This is a genomic window from Butyrivibrio sp. AE3009, assembly GCF_000420845.1.
Classification (GTDB): Bacteria; Bacillota; Clostridia; order Lachnospirales; family Lachnospiraceae; genus Butyrivibrio.
Map to the genome: position 1 here is coordinate 92,001 of NZ_ATVS01000002.1, position 15,113 is coordinate 107,113.

At 44.7% G+C, this 15,113-nt stretch carries 17 protein-coding genes; 11 read left to right on the top strand and 6 right to left on the bottom strand.

From position 1 onward, the window contains the following. Position 1: 1 nt before the first annotated feature. A complete protein-coding gene (locus G588_RS0101680; RefSeq protein ID WP_022777022.1) occupies positions 2–1,156 on the bottom strand; it encodes a hypothetical protein in 1,155 nt (384 codons plus the stop codon). A 157-nt stretch (positions 1,157–1,313) separates the two neighbouring features. On the opposite strand from G588_RS0101680, the gene G588_RS0101685 reads away from it, so the two are divergent. The 6 genes from G588_RS0101685 (at position 1,314) to G588_RS18785 (ending at position 6,120) form a co-directional block, all read left to right on the top strand. Next, complete coding sequence (locus G588_RS0101685; protein WP_022777023.1) at positions 1,314–2,195, top strand: hypothetical protein; 882 nt, start codon at positions 1,314–1,316, stop codon at positions 2,193–2,195. 204 nt (positions 2,196–2,399) lie between these two features. Then, positions 2,400–2,606, top strand: a complete 207-nt coding sequence (rpmE, locus tag G588_RS0101690; RefSeq protein ID WP_022774079.1) for a 50S ribosomal protein L31 — start codon at positions 2,400–2,402, stop codon at positions 2,604–2,606. 82 nt (positions 2,607–2,688) lie between these two features. Continuing rightward, entirely contained in the window at positions 2,689–3,687 is a 999-nt protein-coding gene (locus G588_RS18780; RefSeq protein WP_022777024.1) for a DUF1385 domain-containing protein, read from the top strand. Positions 3,688–3,689: 2 nt separating this feature from the next. Then, a complete protein-coding gene (gene prmC, locus G588_RS0101700) occupies positions 3,690–4,538 on the top strand; it encodes a peptide chain release factor N(5)-glutamine methyltransferase (protein WP_026668516.1) in 849 nt (282 codons plus the stop codon). Positions 4,539–4,559: 21 nt separating this feature from the next. Then, a complete protein-coding gene (prfA, locus tag G588_RS0101705; protein WP_022777025.1) occupies positions 4,560–5,633 on the top strand; it encodes a peptide chain release factor 1 in 1,074 nt (357 codons plus the stop codon). A gap of 127 nt (positions 5,634–5,760) precedes the next feature. Then, a complete protein-coding gene (locus tag G588_RS18785) occupies positions 5,761–6,120 on the top strand; it encodes an Hpt domain-containing protein (protein WP_022777026.1) in 360 nt (119 codons plus the stop codon). A gap of 2 nt (positions 6,121–6,122) precedes the next feature. Here the strand turns inward: G588_RS18785 and G588_RS0101715 are convergent, their stop codons facing one another. After that, positions 6,123–6,629 carry a DUF5721 family protein gene (locus G588_RS0101715; RefSeq protein ID WP_022777027.1) on the bottom strand — a complete coding sequence of 169 codons (507 nt, stop codon included), beginning with the start codon at positions 6,627–6,629 and terminating at the stop codon, positions 6,123–6,125. 218 nt (positions 6,630–6,847) lie between these two features. Between G588_RS0101715 and G588_RS0101720 the strand changes: the two genes are divergently transcribed. Then, the gene (locus G588_RS0101720) at positions 6,848–7,870 is read left to right on the top strand and encodes a substrate-binding domain-containing protein (RefSeq protein ID WP_022777028.1); all 1,023 of its coding nucleotides are present in this window, start codon (positions 6,848–6,850) and stop codon (positions 7,868–7,870) included. An 83-nt stretch (positions 7,871–7,953) separates the two neighbouring features. Here G588_RS0101720 and G588_RS0101725 read toward each other — a convergent pair whose 3' ends face one another. From G588_RS0101725 to G588_RS0101740, 4 genes are read right to left on the bottom strand one after another with little or no spacing between them, the layout of a single operon-like run. Further along, entirely contained in the window at positions 7,954–8,790 is an 837-nt protein-coding gene (locus tag G588_RS0101725; protein ID WP_022777029.1) for a DegV family protein, read from the bottom strand. Positions 8,791–8,806: 16 nt separating this feature from the next. Further along, on the bottom strand, positions 8,807–9,532 hold the full coding sequence (locus G588_RS0101730) for a hypothetical protein (RefSeq protein ID WP_022777030.1): 726 nt from the start codon (positions 9,530–9,532) through the stop codon (positions 8,807–8,809). Between the two features lie 13 nt (positions 9,533–9,545). Continuing rightward, a complete protein-coding gene (locus G588_RS0101735) occupies positions 9,546–9,839 on the bottom strand; it encodes a DUF1294 domain-containing protein (RefSeq protein WP_022777031.1) in 294 nt (97 codons plus the stop codon). A gap of 4 nt (positions 9,840–9,843) precedes the next feature. Continuing rightward, entirely contained in the window at positions 9,844–11,067 is a 1,224-nt protein-coding gene (locus G588_RS0101740) for an argininosuccinate synthase (protein ID WP_022777032.1), read from the bottom strand. Between the two features lie 340 nt (positions 11,068–11,407). Here G588_RS0101740 and argC point away from each other — a divergent pair, with 340 nt between their 5' ends. The 4 genes from argC to argB are packed head-to-tail and all read left to right on the top strand — an operon-like array spanning position 11,408 to position 15,112. Beyond that, a complete protein-coding gene (gene argC / locus G588_RS0101745; protein WP_022777033.1) occupies positions 11,408–12,460 on the top strand; it encodes an N-acetyl-gamma-glutamyl-phosphate reductase in 1,053 nt (350 codons plus the stop codon). A 26-nt stretch (positions 12,461–12,486) separates the two neighbouring features. Then, positions 12,487–12,930, top strand: coding sequence for a GNAT family N-acetyltransferase (locus G588_RS0101750; RefSeq protein ID WP_022777034.1), 444 nt, complete (start codon positions 12,487–12,489; stop codon positions 12,928–12,930). A gap of 20 nt (positions 12,931–12,950) precedes the next feature. Further along, positions 12,951–14,174 (top strand): bifunctional glutamate N-acetyltransferase/amino-acid acetyltransferase ArgJ, encoded by a 1,224-nt coding sequence (gene argJ / locus G588_RS0101755; protein WP_022777035.1) that lies wholly within the window; start codon positions 12,951–12,953, stop codon positions 14,172–14,174. A gap of 26 nt (positions 14,175–14,200) precedes the next feature. Then, the gene (gene argB, locus G588_RS0101760; RefSeq protein ID WP_022777036.1) at positions 14,201–15,112 is read left to right on the top strand and encodes an acetylglutamate kinase; all 912 of its coding nucleotides are present in this window, start codon (positions 14,201–14,203) and stop codon (positions 15,110–15,112) included. Position 15,113 lies beyond the last annotated feature (1 nt).

Sequence of the window (15,113 nt, forward strand, 5' to 3'; positions counted from 1 at the left end):
TTTATATTGTGATGCTAAAGCCTCCCGAGTTATATGCGGGAGGTATTGTTATCTGTGGGGGCTGCACAGGGGAAGAAGTAGAGGCGCTGCCAAGGGCGGGAGCAGCTGCAGTAGTTGTGGGAATGCCGGATGCTCCTTTGGCTTTGTCTGCTTCATGCTTGTCGAACATGGCTTTCATATAGTCGGCGTCGGCTTTGACTATGTCCTTCATCTCTTTATTTCGATGCTTTATCTTCAGCATTTTAAGATCTTCCTTGGACATATTCGGATCGGGAGCATACAGAGTCTGTTCAAGATCCGTAAGGTCAAGCTCCTCCATCATATCCTCCATGGCCCGCTGCATTTCCTCCATCATTTCTTCGGTCATATCGGACACTGCCTCGGTGTTCTCTGTGGCAAGTTCGGATATTTCCTGAAGCTCTGCCATCATGTCTTCCTGAGCCTGCTTAGCTTCAAAACGGTATTCCTCCTGCAGATCCATCAGGTACTGCGTGTTAGCAGCCATCTGCGCACTATAGCTCGAATATTCCTGAGCAGGAATAACTCCAGTGTCACTATTGCTATCAGTGTTAGCCTCAGAATCCTCAGTATTTTCAGACTGATCATCCTTTTTTTTCTCGCTTTCTTCTATGGATTCGGCCATGCCTTTTCCTGTACGCTCTATCATTTCCTCCTGAAGGAGATGGTGCACCTTCTTTTTGGCCACACGCTCCATTGCCTTGGCGTGCTCGATGGAGAGCTCAAGCTCTTCCTGGTCGTAGGCTTCGTTGCCCTTTAGCCTTTTTAGCCGCAGGACTTCGCGTTTGGCTGCAGAAGCGGCGCTTCTGGCGCTGGAGGAGGTCTTGCTTCTTACTATCTGTGAAGATATCTTTTTGGAACTGTACTGGAGTTTCTTTTTCTGAAGATCAGCGTCCTTGGCCTTCGCTCTGGATTCCTGAAGGGAACGGGCATAGCTGATGCCCTGATCAACCACGGAGGTCTGCTTCTGCGCCTCCCGGTGCCGGGCCTCCAGTTTTCTCATGGCTCCGGTATACTCACCCTCTGTCTTGGCATTGTTTAGCTGGGAGATGGCCTTTTGGGTATAAAAATCCCCAGACCTATAGCCATTAACTTTCTTGCTATATAAACCTGGGTTTGTCAGCATCATTATACTCATAGGGCATCCTCCGTGATGCGTTTCTCCCAAAAAAGGAGTATAGGAATCCATTTCATATCTTATATCGACTGTTTTCAATGAATTCTTTAGCTTTTTTCCCAGGATAGTGTAAAATTATTACATGAGTATTTAACGACTATGGACGGGGGTAAGCGATATGTGGTTTGACATTGAAGATTATCTGTTTGGCGGACTTGAGGGCTATACTGATGAATTCTATCTTGAGGTCATATTCTTTTCCGCAATTGTTCTTCTGTGCAGCTTTTTGATAATTCACTTTGGCATTTGCGTGAATACCTTCAGAAAAGATGTGACCGACAGGGCGCAGATTCTTATGACCAAAAAAGAGCTTCTTAAGCAGAAGAGCTTTGCCAGAGTGACATCCTTTATCTGGATCGTGGCCCTTTTCGCAGCCATAGCGGCTCTTGGCATCTTCCTTGGAAGCAAGGCAGTGACAGCCTGGAGCGGAGTCCTTATGATTGTTGTCTCAGCCTGCGTATTTCTGATTGTCGCCACCATGCTCGCTGCAAGGAAAAAAACGCTTCATAAGGCGCTTTTTACATTTATATCCCTTATTCTTGTGGCTGTCGGTATAATGCAGTTTGGAGTTATAGACATTGATTTTGCCGTAAGGCTTAAGCACGTTCTGTTCTTTTTCTTTGTCCTGGCGGTCTACATTATCCTTGATTATGCGTTGTACCTTGTACTCATTGACCGCTTAAACAATCCCCTTCGCTTTGCCAGAGGCTTCTACATAGATAACCCCGCCGAATACGTCTGGACAACCGAAGAACAGCCCAAAATAAGAGTTCTCAAACCCGGTACCGGCAAACCTGTTAAGATCAGGCGCTTCAATATCTACAAGATTAACGAACCGATATATAAGGTACGCAAGCTCACTTCGCCCAAGACCTATTACATATTTTACGTAGAAGATTCCCGTGTCCTTATCGCCGACACCCCCGACTCCAAAACCTCCACTCACATCTTCTACATCCCCCTCCACCAGATCATCCAAAAAGACCTCACCGCCTGCTAACCGGTAATATTACGAGCGCCGTAGACAGCCATTCCTCCGCCCTTTACCAATACACCCGTCCTACTTGAATAAATTCGATCAATACAATTTTCAAAAAAGTACTTGCGTAAGGAATGAAATTATGTTAAAGTTATATAGCTGTTGTGAACAGCGGTAACTATAGGTAATAAGAAGAATTATTTGTATATAGAGAGGTGATAAGAGATGAGACAGGATATCCAGCCAGAATTCCATCAGGCCACTGTTACTTGCAACTGCGGTAACACATTCACAGTTGGTTCAACTAAGAGCGAGATCCACGTAGAAATTTGCTCAAAGTGCCATCCATTCTATACTGGCCAGCAGAAGGCTACAACTGCTCGTGGACGTATTGATAAGTTCAACAAGAAATACGGCATGAACAATCAGTAATTCATAAGATGTAGAGAATAATAGAGGTTGAGGCTTGGGCCTCGGCCTCTTTTTCTTTTATCAAATCATTCTGGAGGCGTCTATGAAAAAGCGCAAGGTTAAGCATTACTCAGGAATTGGCGGACAGGCCGTTCTTGAGGGCGTTATGATGAAAAACAAGGACATGTATGCTGTTGCCGTAAGAAAGCCCGATGGGGAGATCGCCGTTGAGGTGGATGAATATCACGGAATTGCCTATGGCAGCAAGCTTCTGAATATTCCATTTGTGAGAGGAATCTTTGTATTTATTGATTCCCTGATCCTGGGACTTAAGTCACTTAATTATTCCTCATCCTTCTATGAGGAAGATGACAAGAATCCCACCAAGCTGGACGAGGGGCTTGAGCAGGTATCAAACGGTCATGAGGACACCTTCCTTATGGTGCTTACGACACTTTTTTCCTTTGCATTTGCAATTGCACTGTTTATGATACTTCCCTATGCTTTATCCGAGTATCTCAGCAAATTTGTGAGAAACGAGTCGCTCATAGCCATAATTGAGGGCGTGCTCAGGATATTTATTTTTATTCTGTATATCCTTCTGATATCCTGTATTAAGGATATAAGGAGACTGTTCAGATATCATGGCGCTGAGCACAAATGCATCAATTGTATTGAGAAGGGAAGACCTCTTACAGTCAAGAATGTAATGAAGAGCTCCAGACTTCACAAGAGATGCGGTAGCAGCTTCATTCTCTTTGTAATGTTCATAAGTATCATCCTGTTTTTCTTTATCAGAGTTGATTCTTATGTTATGAAGGTGGTTATCAGAATACTGCTGATCCCGGTTATTTCCGGTATCTCCTATGAGATCATAAGACTCGCTGGAAGAACCGACTTTTTCCTTGTAAGGCTTATTTCAGCTCCGGGGCTCTTGCTTCAGAGACTTACCACCAAGGAGCCTGACGAAGAGATGGTGAAGGTTGCCATCAAGTCTGTGGAAGCAGTATTTGACTGGAAAGAATTTCTTAAGGATTCCTTTGGCTACGAGGTAGATGACAGCTGGCTTGAGGATGAACCAAAAGAGGATACGGAAGCTTAAGTATGGATTACAGGACAGTATATCAAACTGGAATCGAACAATTGGAGAGAGCCGGGATAGCAGAAGCCAAGCTGGATGCCCGGCTCCTTTTGGAATATGCCTGCGATACCGATCACAGTACCTTGTTTGCCCATCCGGACAGAGAAGTGTCTGATAAGGAACTTGAAGCATACAGGGAACTTCTTGCCAGAAGAGAGCAGAGAGAGCCTGTTGCCTATATTCTGGGAAATTGGGATTTTATGGGACTTACCTTCAGGGTAAACAGTGATGTTCTTATACCTGAGCAGGACAGTGAGCTATTGGTGGAAGAGGCTATGCGGTTTTGTGAGGACGGGATGAAGGTTCTTGACCTTTGTACCGGCTCGGGGTGTATCGGACTGAGCCTTCTTAGATTTACCAATTATACCAATCTGGTGGCTACTGATATTTCCGCCAAGGCGCTGGACGTGGCAAGATCAAATGCTGAGAGTCTTGGACTTTCTGACAGAGCTACGTTTATTGAGACGGATCTTTTCCCGGAGATTCCCGATAAGGATAAGAGATATGATCTTATTCTGTCCAATCCGCCTTATATCGCCAGCAGTGTTATTGAGGGACTTGCTCCGGAAGTCAGGGACTATGAACCGAGGCTTGCTCTTGACGGAGATGAGGACGGACTTGCCTTTTACCGCAGAATAGTGCAAAATGCAGGCGATTATCTGTATTCCAGCGGCTATCTCATTATGGAGATAGGCTATGATCAGGCCGAGGCGGTGACGGGACTTATGGAAGCTGACGGCAGATATCACGACATAGAGGTTATTAAGGACTACGGCGGGAACGACAGGGTTATCCGCGCATGTTTTTATTGATTTTGGGCTTTGAGGAAAGACATGTTTGATAAATTAGAAGACATTTTAAGAAAATTTGAAGATATAACCATGGAGCTTAACGATCCTTCCGTTATTTCCGACCAGAACAGGTTCAGGAGCCTTATGAAGGAGCAGAAGAGCCTGGAAGCGCTTGTAAACTGCTATCTGGAGTACAAGAAATGCAAGCAGGCTGTGGAGGATGCTCTTGTTATGCTGGATGAGGAATCTGACCCTGAGATGAAGGAAATGCTAAGGGATGAGCTCTCAGAGGCCAAAGACAGGATTCCACAGCTTGAGGATGAACTCAAGATTCTCCTTCTTCCCAAGGATCCTAATGATGAGAAGAATGTAATCGTTGAGATCAGAGCAGGAGTAGGCGGAGATGAGGCAGCTCTTTTTGCTGCAGATATGTACAGAGTATATACAAGATACGCTGAGAGACAGAACTGGCGCGTTGAGACCATGAGCGTGGAGAATATAGGCATAGGCGGTATTAAGGCTGTGAGCTTCATGATCAAGGGAAACGGCGCATACTCAAGGCTCAAATTTGAGAGTGGTGTGCACAGAGTACAGCGTATTCCGGCAACGGAATCCGGCGGAAGAATACACACTTCAGCTATTACAGTTGCCATTATGCCTGAAGTCGAGGATGTGGAAGTTGAGATCGATATGAACGACTGCAAATTCGATGTTTTCAGAGCTTCCGGTAACGGCGGACAGTGCGTCAACACCACAGATTCCGCTGTCAGACTTACTCATTTTCCCACAGGAATCGTTATCTCCTGCCAGGATGAGAAGAGCCAGCAGCAGAACAAGGCCAAGGCTCTCAAGGTTCTCAGGGCCAAGCTCTACGAATTGGAACAGGAGAGGCAGCATAACAACGAGGCTGAACTAAGACGCAGTCAGGTAGGCTCCGGTGACAGATCTGAGAAGATCAGAACCTATAATTTCCATCAGGGAAGAGTTACCGACCACAGGATCAATCTGACGCTCTATAAGATCGATCAGATAATGGATGGCGATATCGATGAGCTTATAGATGCCCTTATTGCCGCAGACCAGGCCAGCAAGCTTGCACAGCAGTCAGCAGTCTGATCTTACCATTAAGTCTAAAATAATAATTAAACTGCCGCTTACACGTTGAACAGAGATTTTAAATGATGTAAAATCAATGTATGGTACATCTGTTTGTATTATTTCGTTAATATTGGATTGGAGACATATGGACGCTGGATTCAAAAACGAACTAATAGAATGGGGCGTTGACTGGGAAGAAATCCGTGACAGGTTCATGGGCAATGAGGATCTCATCGCAAGATTTATGTTCAAGTTTTTGAACGATCAGAGTATGAACGATCTGACCAAATATCTTGCTGAGGGAAATGTTTCTGAGGCCTTCAAAGCTGTTCATACCTTGAAGGGTGTTGGAGCAAATCTTGGACTTAAGGGATTTTTGACACCGGTCTGTGAGCTTACCGAGATTCTCCGTGCAGGATCGATGGACGGTTATAAAGAAAAATATGACCTGATAAAACCAAAGTATGATGATCTTATTGTCATACTTAAGAAATATCAGGCCTAGAATTATAAGATTTCGTTATCTATGGAATTGTTATCAAGAAAGCTTGGGATATAATTGTCCCAGGCTTTTTCTATGCTCTTGTCCAGGGTGAAGATGCTTATGGCGCAGCCCGTGGTAAGAATCACATCTGAGTTAATAAAGCGAATATTTAGGCCAAGCCTTACCTGACTGTCATCTATTCCCGCATCGGCTTCTTTAATAAGTCTTGATTTAGCTTCCTCATTTAAGTAAAAAACAAATTTAAAGGAGAGGGGAGTGCGCTTTCCCTTTATAAGCTCATAGCAGATCGGTTTCAGATCCTTCCAGGTGGAATATTCTCCGGGCATGGCATCTGCGCTGTCTGCGCCTGCGGGTACATCCTTGTAAAAATCCTTGTGAATCCTGCCGTCGATATGGAAGGTGTTAAAGGTTGTGACCTCTGCTTCTTCCACTTGGAATAAGTCAAAGAGCTCGGAAGCAAGGAGTTTGGACATAAATGCTTTTTTATTCTTTATTCTGATTGATATCATGACTAAAACTTTCCTTGTATTAAAATCTCTTAGAAGTATAGCACATAAACGGGGATTTGGCTCATGAATTGTGTATTGAAGAAATAACGTTCATATTTATTCGGTAAAAAATACACAAAAATTTTCAAATTTTCCGACAATTTTTGACTAATTAGTTAATATTATCCAGGCTAAAATTAGTTTATAATTATATTTGTTAAGTTTAATAGGGGGAGATTATGGCAAAGACAGTCAGATTGAAGGATATTGCCGATAAAATCGGTGTTAGCACGGTAACTGTATCCAAAGCTCTTTCCGGACAGAAGGGAATGAGCGAGGAACTCAGGGAGAAAATTCATGCTCTTGCAAACGATATGGGCTACATTCCGTCTGTATCAAGGAAGGCAGACTTCTCCAACAAGAGTTATACGATAGGCGTACTTATCTCGGAGAACTTCATGAGTGAGTACAGCTCTTTTTACACAAGAATGCATCAGCAGGTATCCCAGATTGCCATGGACAGGGGATGCTTTACAATGCTGGAGGTGGTCTCTGTTGAAAATGAGAAAAACAGGGTCACTCCAAGACTCATTGAGGACAGGAAGGTTGATGGCATTGTGGTAGTTGGAAGACTGGAGGAAGGTTTCCTTGAGATGATCAAGGTAAGAACCGGAATTCCAATGGTTTTCCTTGATTTTTGCAATCACACCGGTGATGAGGACGCAGTGGTTTCAGACAGTTTCAATGGCGCCTATTGCCTAACCAATTATCTGTTTAATATGGGACATTCCAAGATTGCTTTTGTAGGTACTTTGCTGGCATCAGGGGCAATTACCGACAGATATCTTGGTTATAGCAAGTCACTTCTTGAGCATGGCCATCCCATAAGAAAAGACTGGATCATTCCGGACAGAGAAGTTGATAACGGAATCATGGATTATAACCGTTTCTTTAAACTACCGGAGGAAATGCCTACAGCTTTTGTCTGCAACTGCGATATGGCAGCCAGCATGCTGATAAGGAAGCTGAATGAGAGAGGTTACAAGGTTCCGGATGATATATCCGTTGTGGGCTTTGATAATTATCTTTTCCCGGGACTGTGTGATATCAAGCTCACTACCTTTGGTGTTGATACCTATGAGATGGGTAGAAATGCTGTTCTTAACCTTATCAGGAAGATAAGCGGTGAGAGATACAGACAGGGAATTATGATCCTCGAGGGCCACATGGTGGAAGGCGAGAGTGTCAAGAAGATTGGATGATATAAATATCGTTTAAAATATTGCAATACAAAAGGAGCAAATGTAGAAATACATCTGCTCCTTGTTTTTGGCGTTCTGATATGTCAGCAGGTAACAACGATTCCGCCGTCTCCGGCATAGGTTGTGGAAACTCCTGCTGCATCTACGATTATAGCCTTCTTGAAGGGTACTTTTTTCATGATGATATCCTTGACTACCGCAGCTCTTTCGTAGCAGTTGACGTGTGTGATCATAAGTGTCTTCTCCACGGGATCAATTATCTCCTGGGCTACGATCTCGGTCATCTTAATAAGAGCTTTTCTGATGCCTATGCCCTGGCTTCTCTGAGCAACTTCGCCCTTAACGGCGCAGCATACGGGCTTGATGTTGAGGGTGGTGGCAACGATGGCCTTCATTCCTGTAAGACGTCCGTTCTTTCTGAGGGTCTCAAGAGAGTCCAGAACGAAATAGGTATTCATGCCGTCTCTGTAGGCTTCCAGTTTCTCTACAACCTCATCAAAGGGCATCCCTGTATCGGCCAGTTCCATGGCCTTAAGGGCAATCTGAGCCTCGCCGCAGCAGGCGCTCAGAGAGTCGACTATATGAATATTCTTGGGACCGTGCTCCTCATGATACAGGCTCTTGCCAAGAAGAGCACTGTTATAGCTGCCGCTTAGCTTGGAGGAAAGAGTGACAACATATACGTCATCAGCGTCTGTTTCATATGCACGCATAAACAGCTCTGGCGATGGGCATGCTGATCTGGCGCAGTCATCTGAAGCGGCAACCTTGGCCAGGAAATCCTTCTGATCAAAGGTCTCGTCATCAATGATCTCATAGGGACCAACCTGAAGTATCAGGGGCACGATCTGAAAACGCGGATCTTTTCTGTATTCCTCGGGAAGATCGCAACAACTGTCAACAACTATTTTATAACTCATAAAACCTCCGAAACTTTTATTGCTTGGAAATAATCTCTCTGGCTTCATTGATAGAATTTCTGTATACAAGAGAAATGCCTAAGGTTACACCGTTGTCCATAGTAACGCTGAACATGGACTTTTTGCTAATGTGATTGATATTGATAAGCCCCTTATCGGATACGGGACATATCTGCGGGAAAATTATGCATTGTTCGTAGAAATTGTATATGTCGCTAAGGATATGCACCTGATTACCATCCTGCAGAAAAACAATGAGCTCCGACCCCTGTTTTTTGACACAGACGATATCATCGCCTTTGGCGTAGAAGGTACCATCCTTGCCACGTAGTTCCAGGGTCTTAATGGGATCACCCTGGGCTTTTTTGATCTCATCCACCATGGCAGTGATCTCAGCAACCTTGATGGGCTTGTTCATGAAATATATATTGTCTGCTCTGAAATCTGATTCCTCATATTCTCTTTTGTAGTCAATGGAAGAGGATAGAAGGACGATTGGCTTAGTAACTCCGGCTTTAACAAGGAGCTTGGCCACTTCAAGACCCGTGGGCTCTTCAGATATCATATCCACAAAAAGACCGTCATACATCTGAGGGTAGTGGAGAAAAGCCGGAACGTTGCCGTAGGAGTCGATGTAGATTCGCTCGCCGGTTTCCTTGAATATTCTGTCAGACTGTCGCCCCAAAAGTCTCTCGGTCTGTTTTCTGTCTGCTATATTGTCATCACATATCGCAATATGCATAGTTCCCCATCCTTTAAATAAAACTGAGTTCTATCGGAAGCCAGATAAACAGGCCGACAAGTATGGCCTGCAACACAATAATTATAGGCATACCGAACTTAAAATACCAGTGTTTTGTTTTGTGTCTGAAAACGTGCATCCCTGCTGTCGATCCGATACTTCCTCCCAGAATCGCGATAGTAAAAAGAGTCGCCTCAGGGATGCGGAAGGCATTTGTGCGAGCCTTCCGCTTATCAATTCCCATCAAGGCGAACCCTAAAATGTTTATTATTACAAAATATCCGATTGTAATGATAAGTGAATTCATGAAATTACTTGTTGTTTTCCACTTCCTGCATCTTCATGGCACGAACCTTTGAGGAGAGGCCAAAGAGATTGATGAAGCCTTCGGCATCGTGGTGATCGTAGAGATCGCCGGTCTTGAAGGACGCAATGCTCTCGTTGTAGAGAGAGTAAGGAGACTTGGTGCCAGCCTTGATGATGTTGCCCTTGTACAGCTTAAAGGTAACTTCTCCTGTTACATACTTCTGGGTTGACTCGATAAATGCCTGCTCTGCTTCGCGAAGAGGAGTGAACCATTTCCCTTCATATACTATATCGGCAAACTTGTTGCCCATATCTTTTTTCATTGTATAGGTATCACGGTCCAAAATCAACTCTTCAAGCTGCTGATGTGCTTCGTAGAGGATTGTTCCGCCGGGGGTCTCATATACTCCGCGGCTCTTCATGCCTACTACACGGTTCTCAACAATGTCAACGATTCCGATACCGTTCTCGCCGCCCAGCTTGTTGAGGGTGCGGATGATGTCGGAAACCTTCATTTCCTTGCCGTTAACGGATTTGGGAACTCCGGCTTCGAAGGTCATTGTTACAGTGGTAGGTGTATCGGGAGCATCCTCAGGAGTTTTGCCCAGAACAAGAAGGTGCTTGTAGTTAGGCTCCAGAGAAGGATCCTCAAGCTCAAGTCCCTCATGGGAGATATGCCACAGGTTCCTGTCACGGCTGTAGCTGGAATCTGCAGAGAAAGGAAGATTGATGCCGTGAGCCTTGCAGTATTCAATCTCGGATTCACGGGAATCCATTGTCCACTTGTCATTTCTCCATGCTGCAATGATCTTGATGTCGGGAGCAAGAGCCTTGATACCAAGCTCGAAACGGATTTGGTCGTTACCCTTACCTGTAGCGCCGTGGCAGATGGCTACTGCGCCTTCTTTTCTTGCAATCTCAACAAGTTTCTTGGCAATAAGAGGACGTGCCATGGAAGTTCCAAGGAGATACTTGTTCTCATAAACAGCGTGAGCCATTACGCAGGGAACGATGTACTCGTCGCAGAACTCATCAACTACATCAAGAATATAGAGTTTGCTGGCTCCGCAGCTCTTAGCTCTCTCATCGAGACCGTCCAGCTCTTCTTCCTGTCCGCAATCAATGCAGACACAAACAACTTCATAATCAAAGTTTTCCTTAAGCCATGGGATGATAGCAGTAGTATCAAGTCCGCCGGAGTATGCAAGTATAACCTTTTCTTTTGCCATAACAGATTTCCTCTTCTTTCTTTATATTTGTATTTCGATTATCATTATTATATTGGACCATAGATTTGTGTCCCTGCCATTCAATATAAACCACTTATGCATAAAATGCAACCCCAAAATGCATAAATATTTAAAAGATAATCAAAATATGCATAAATATTTAAATAGCCTATTGCATATTTTTTTTAATGGAAGTATACTGAATCATGCCTATTTGAATTTTTGCTATCTGATCATGGAATAGTGAGATGAATAAAAAATATGCATAATAAAATGCATAAAACAATGCATAAATTGTGAAAAATGATGTATAAACAATGCATAAAACGAGGTGAAGGCTATGATAAAGGTTGGAATAATCGGCGCCACAGGCTACGCCGGAGCGGAGATCGCAAGGCTTATTTACGGACATCCACAGGCAGAGGTTGTCTGGTACGGATCCAAGAGCTATATAGATGAGAAGTTTGCTTCTTTATATGGTAATCTGTTCAAACTGGTGTATGCCAAGTGTCTGGACGACAACATGGAGGAGCTGGCTGATGCGGTGGATGTGATATTTACAGCAACTCCCCAGGGGCTGTGTGCATCCCTTGTGAATGAAGATGTACTTAAAAAGGTTAAGATAATCGACCTTTCCGCTGACTTCAGACTTAAGGATGTTTCCGTTTACGAGAAGTGGTACAAGATAGAGCACAAAGCACCTTCATTTATAGAAGAAGCAGTTTACGGACTCTGCGAGATCAACAGGGACAAGATTAAGTCCGCAAGGCTCATTGCCAATCCCGGATGCTATACAACCTGTTCAATCCTTACAGCTTATCCTCTTATTAAAGAAGGACTTATTGATCCGGATACTCTTATTGTGGATGCTCTTAGCGGTGTATCCGGTGCGGGGAGAGGTGCCAAGGTGGCCAATCTGTACTGCGAAGTTAATGAGAGCTGCAAGCCTTACGGAGTTGCCAATCACAGACATACACCGGAGATTGAGGAGCAGCTTGGATACGCAGCAGGCAAGGAGATGCTTATTAACTTTACACCTCACCTGGTTCCCATGAACAGAGGAATCCTGGCAACAGAATATGCAACTCTTATTAAAAAGGATGGCAAACTTCCTACAGCCTCCGATATAAGAGCAGCCTACGAGAAATATTTCGGCAAAGAGAAGTTTATAAGGCTTCTTGAGGATAATGTATATCCCGAGACCAGATGGGTTGAAGGCAGTAATTTCGTTGATATCGGCTATAAGATCGATGAGCGCACCGGAAGGATCATTATGATGGGTGCCATCGATAATCTTGTTAAGGGAGCCGCAGGACAGGCCGTTCAGAACATGAATATCCTGTTCGGGCTTGACGAAGCCATGGGACTTGAGATTGTTCCCTGTTTCCCATGACGGACATAGGCTGTGAGGTGAGTTTGATGGTTCGTACAATGACTATAGAAGATTATGATGAGGTCTATGCTCTGTGGATGTCCATCCATGGTTTTGGAATCAGGACAATGGATGATTCCAGGGAGGGGATTGAGAGATTTTTAAAAAGAAATCCCACCACCTGCGCAGTTGCAGTGAAGGATGGGAAAATAGTGGGTGCAATCCTATGCGGACATGACGGCCGAAGAGCCTGTCTCTATCATGTATGTGTAAGTGAGCAGTACAGAATGCACGGTATAGGCAAAAAAATGGTGAATTTCTGCTGTGAAAAACTTAAGGAAGAGCAGATAAACAAGGTGTGCCTCAACGCTTTTGTCACCAATGAAGTGGGAAATCGCTTCTGGCAGAAGATGGGATGGACCCTTCGCTCCGATATGAATTATTACGATTTTGTTCTAGAGGATAAGAATCTTACGGTTTTCAACAAATAAAACAATACGAGGTGAATAGCATGAAGGTCATAGAAGGTGGTGTTACCGCTGCATCAGGATTTAAGGCAGCAAGCTGTGAGGCTAATATCAAATACAAAGACAGAACTGACATGGCATTTGTATATTCGGAGAAACCCTGCGTGTGCGCTGGAACCTTTACCACTAATGTTGTGAAGGCTGCCTGTGTTCAGTGGGATCAGAGAATTGTTAAGTCGGGGGATCCCATGCAGGCTGTAGTTATCAATTCGGGAATTGCCAATGCCTGCACCGGCAAGGAGGGTTTTGATGCCTGTGAAGCTACCGCCAGGGCCGTGGAGAAGTGTCTTGGTGTTCCCTATAATACAGTTGCTGTAGCTTCCACCGGGGTTATTGGAATGCAGCTCCCCGTCGACAAGCTCTGCAGCGGAGTCGAGAAGATGGCAGGGACTCTTGATGGCAGCATTGGAGCCGGAACAGCAGCTTCCAAGGCTATCATGACAACAGATACAGTTAATAAAGAAGTTGCGGTATCTTTTGAGTTATCCGGAACGGAAGTACATCTTGGTGGTATGAGCAAGGGCTCAGGAATGATACATCCCAACATGTGCACAATGCTTGCCTTTCTGACAACGGATGCAGCCATTGAGAAGAGCCTTTTGCAGAAGGCTGTAAGCGAAGTTGTGGCTGAGACTTTCAATATGATCACAGTAGACGGTGATACATCCACCAACGATACACTGCTTTGCATGGCAAACGGCGAAGCAGGCAACGCGGTTATTGATGCTGAGAATGCAGACTATGAGACCTTCAAGGAAGCTCTTTTATATGTTTGTAAGTTCCTTGCCAAAAAGATGGCAGCAGACGGAGAGGGCGCAAGCAAGCTCTTTGAGGCCAAGGTTGTTAATGCCAAGTCTCTTGAGGATGCGAGAACTCTTTCAAGGGCTATCGTAGGCTCCAATCTGTCCAAGGCAGCGATATTTGGCTGTGATGCCAATTTCGGACGTTTCCTGTGTGCCATGGGCTATTCCGGTGCTGACTTTGAGCAGAATGATGTGGAGCTTTTCTTTGAGAGTGCAAACGGAAGACTCAAGGTTTTTGACAAGGGAACCCCGATTGTTTTCGACGAGGATGAGGCTCTTAAGATAATGAAGGCCGATGCGGTTACTGTTTTCGTTGATATGCATGAAGGAAGCGCCGAGGCTACAGCCTGGGGATGTGACCTTACTTATGACTACGTTAAGATCAATGCAGACTATCGCAGCTGATAACAGCTGATGCATGGGAGGATAATATGGACAAGGATATGCAGGAAGTATTAAAAAAAGCTGAGGTTTTGGTTGAGGCTCTGCCTTATATCCAAAAGTTCAACAGAAAAATCATTGTTGTAAAATACGGCGGCAGCGCCATGAGTAACGCAGAACTTCAAAAGAGTGTTATCACGGATGTGACTCTTCTTAAGCTTGTAGGCTTCAAACCCATCATTGTCCACGGAGGTGGCAAGGCGATAAGCTCCTGGGTCTCCAAAGTAGGTAAGGAAGCACAGTTTGTCAACGGACTCAGGGTTACGGATTCCGAGACCATGGAGATCGCAGAGATGGTACTTGGCCGCGTCAACAAGCAGCTTGTCAGCATGGTTCAGGAGCTGGGAGTCAAGGCTATTGGTATCAGCGGCAAGGATTCCGGACTTTTACATGTGACCAAGAAATATTCCGATGGCAAAGATATCGGCTTTGTTGGAGAGATAGACAAGGTTGATCCCAAGGTTTTGTATGACCTTATGGATAACGATTATCTTCCTATTGTTGCACCGATAGGTTTTGATGATAATTTTGACACTTACAATATCAATGCAGATGATGCGGCCTGTGCAATTGCCAAGGCGGTAGGTGCAGACAAGCTGGCATTTCTTACCGATATCGAGGGCGTATACAAGGATATCAATGATCCGTCAACATTTATTTCAAGGATGACCTGCTCCGAAGCGGATGCTCTTATTGCAGGCGGCAACATCGGAGGCGGCATGCTTCCAAAGCTTAATAACTGCACCAGCGCCATCAGAGAGGGTGTTAACAAGGTGCATATCCTTGACGGAAGGATTCCCCATTGTCTTCTTCTTGAGATATTTACCAACAAGGGTGTCGGAACCATGTTTATGGGAGATGCCGATGATCTGGCAGGTGACGCCGCCAAGAAAGAGGCCTGAA

What these genes read in the sequence shown, in the direction of transcription:
- G588_RS0101680 (WP_022777022.1), bottom strand. Translation starts at nt 1,156, where the DNA reads ATGAGTATAATGATGCTGACAAACCCAGGTTTATATAGCAAGAAAGTT.
- G588_RS0101685 (WP_022777023.1), top strand. Translation starts at nt 1,314, where the DNA reads ATGTGGTTTGACATTGAAGATTATCTGTTTGGCGGACTTGAGGGCTAT.
- rpmE (WP_022774079.1), top strand. Translation starts at nt 2,400, where the DNA reads ATGAGACAGGATATCCAGCCAGAATTCCATCAGGCCACTGTTACTTGC.
- G588_RS18780 (WP_022777024.1), top strand. Translation starts at nt 2,689, where the DNA reads ATGAAAAAGCGCAAGGTTAAGCATTACTCAGGAATTGGCGGACAGGCC.
- prmC (WP_026668516.1), top strand. Translation starts at nt 3,690, where the DNA reads ATGGATTACAGGACAGTATATCAAACTGGAATCGAACAATTGGAGAGA.
- prfA (WP_022777025.1), top strand. Translation starts at nt 4,560, where the DNA reads ATGTTTGATAAATTAGAAGACATTTTAAGAAAATTTGAAGATATAACC.
- G588_RS18785 (WP_022777026.1), top strand. Translation starts at nt 5,761, where the DNA reads ATGGACGCTGGATTCAAAAACGAACTAATAGAATGGGGCGTTGACTGG.
- G588_RS0101715 (WP_022777027.1), bottom strand. Translation starts at nt 6,629, where the DNA reads ATGATATCAATCAGAATAAAGAATAAAAAAGCATTTATGTCCAAACTC.
- G588_RS0101720 (WP_022777028.1), top strand. Translation starts at nt 6,848, where the DNA reads ATGGCAAAGACAGTCAGATTGAAGGATATTGCCGATAAAATCGGTGTT.
- G588_RS0101725 (WP_022777029.1), bottom strand. Translation starts at nt 8,790, where the DNA reads ATGAGTTATAAAATAGTTGTTGACAGTTGTTGCGATCTTCCCGAGGAA.
- G588_RS0101730 (WP_022777030.1), bottom strand. Translation starts at nt 9,532, where the DNA reads ATGCATATTGCGATATGTGATGACAATATAGCAGACAGAAAACAGACC.
- G588_RS0101735 (WP_022777031.1), bottom strand. Translation starts at nt 9,839, where the DNA reads ATGAATTCACTTATCATTACAATCGGATATTTTGTAATAATAAACATT.
- G588_RS0101740 (WP_022777032.1), bottom strand. Translation starts at nt 11,067, where the DNA reads ATGGCAAAAGAAAAGGTTATACTTGCATACTCCGGCGGACTTGATACT.
- argC (WP_022777033.1), top strand. Translation starts at nt 11,408, where the DNA reads ATGATAAAGGTTGGAATAATCGGCGCCACAGGCTACGCCGGAGCGGAG.
- G588_RS0101750 (WP_022777034.1), top strand. Translation starts at nt 12,487, where the DNA reads ATGGTTCGTACAATGACTATAGAAGATTATGATGAGGTCTATGCTCTG.
- argJ (WP_022777035.1), top strand. Translation starts at nt 12,951, where the DNA reads ATGAAGGTCATAGAAGGTGGTGTTACCGCTGCATCAGGATTTAAGGCA.
- argB (WP_022777036.1), top strand. Translation starts at nt 14,201, where the DNA reads ATGGACAAGGATATGCAGGAAGTATTAAAAAAAGCTGAGGTTTTGGTT.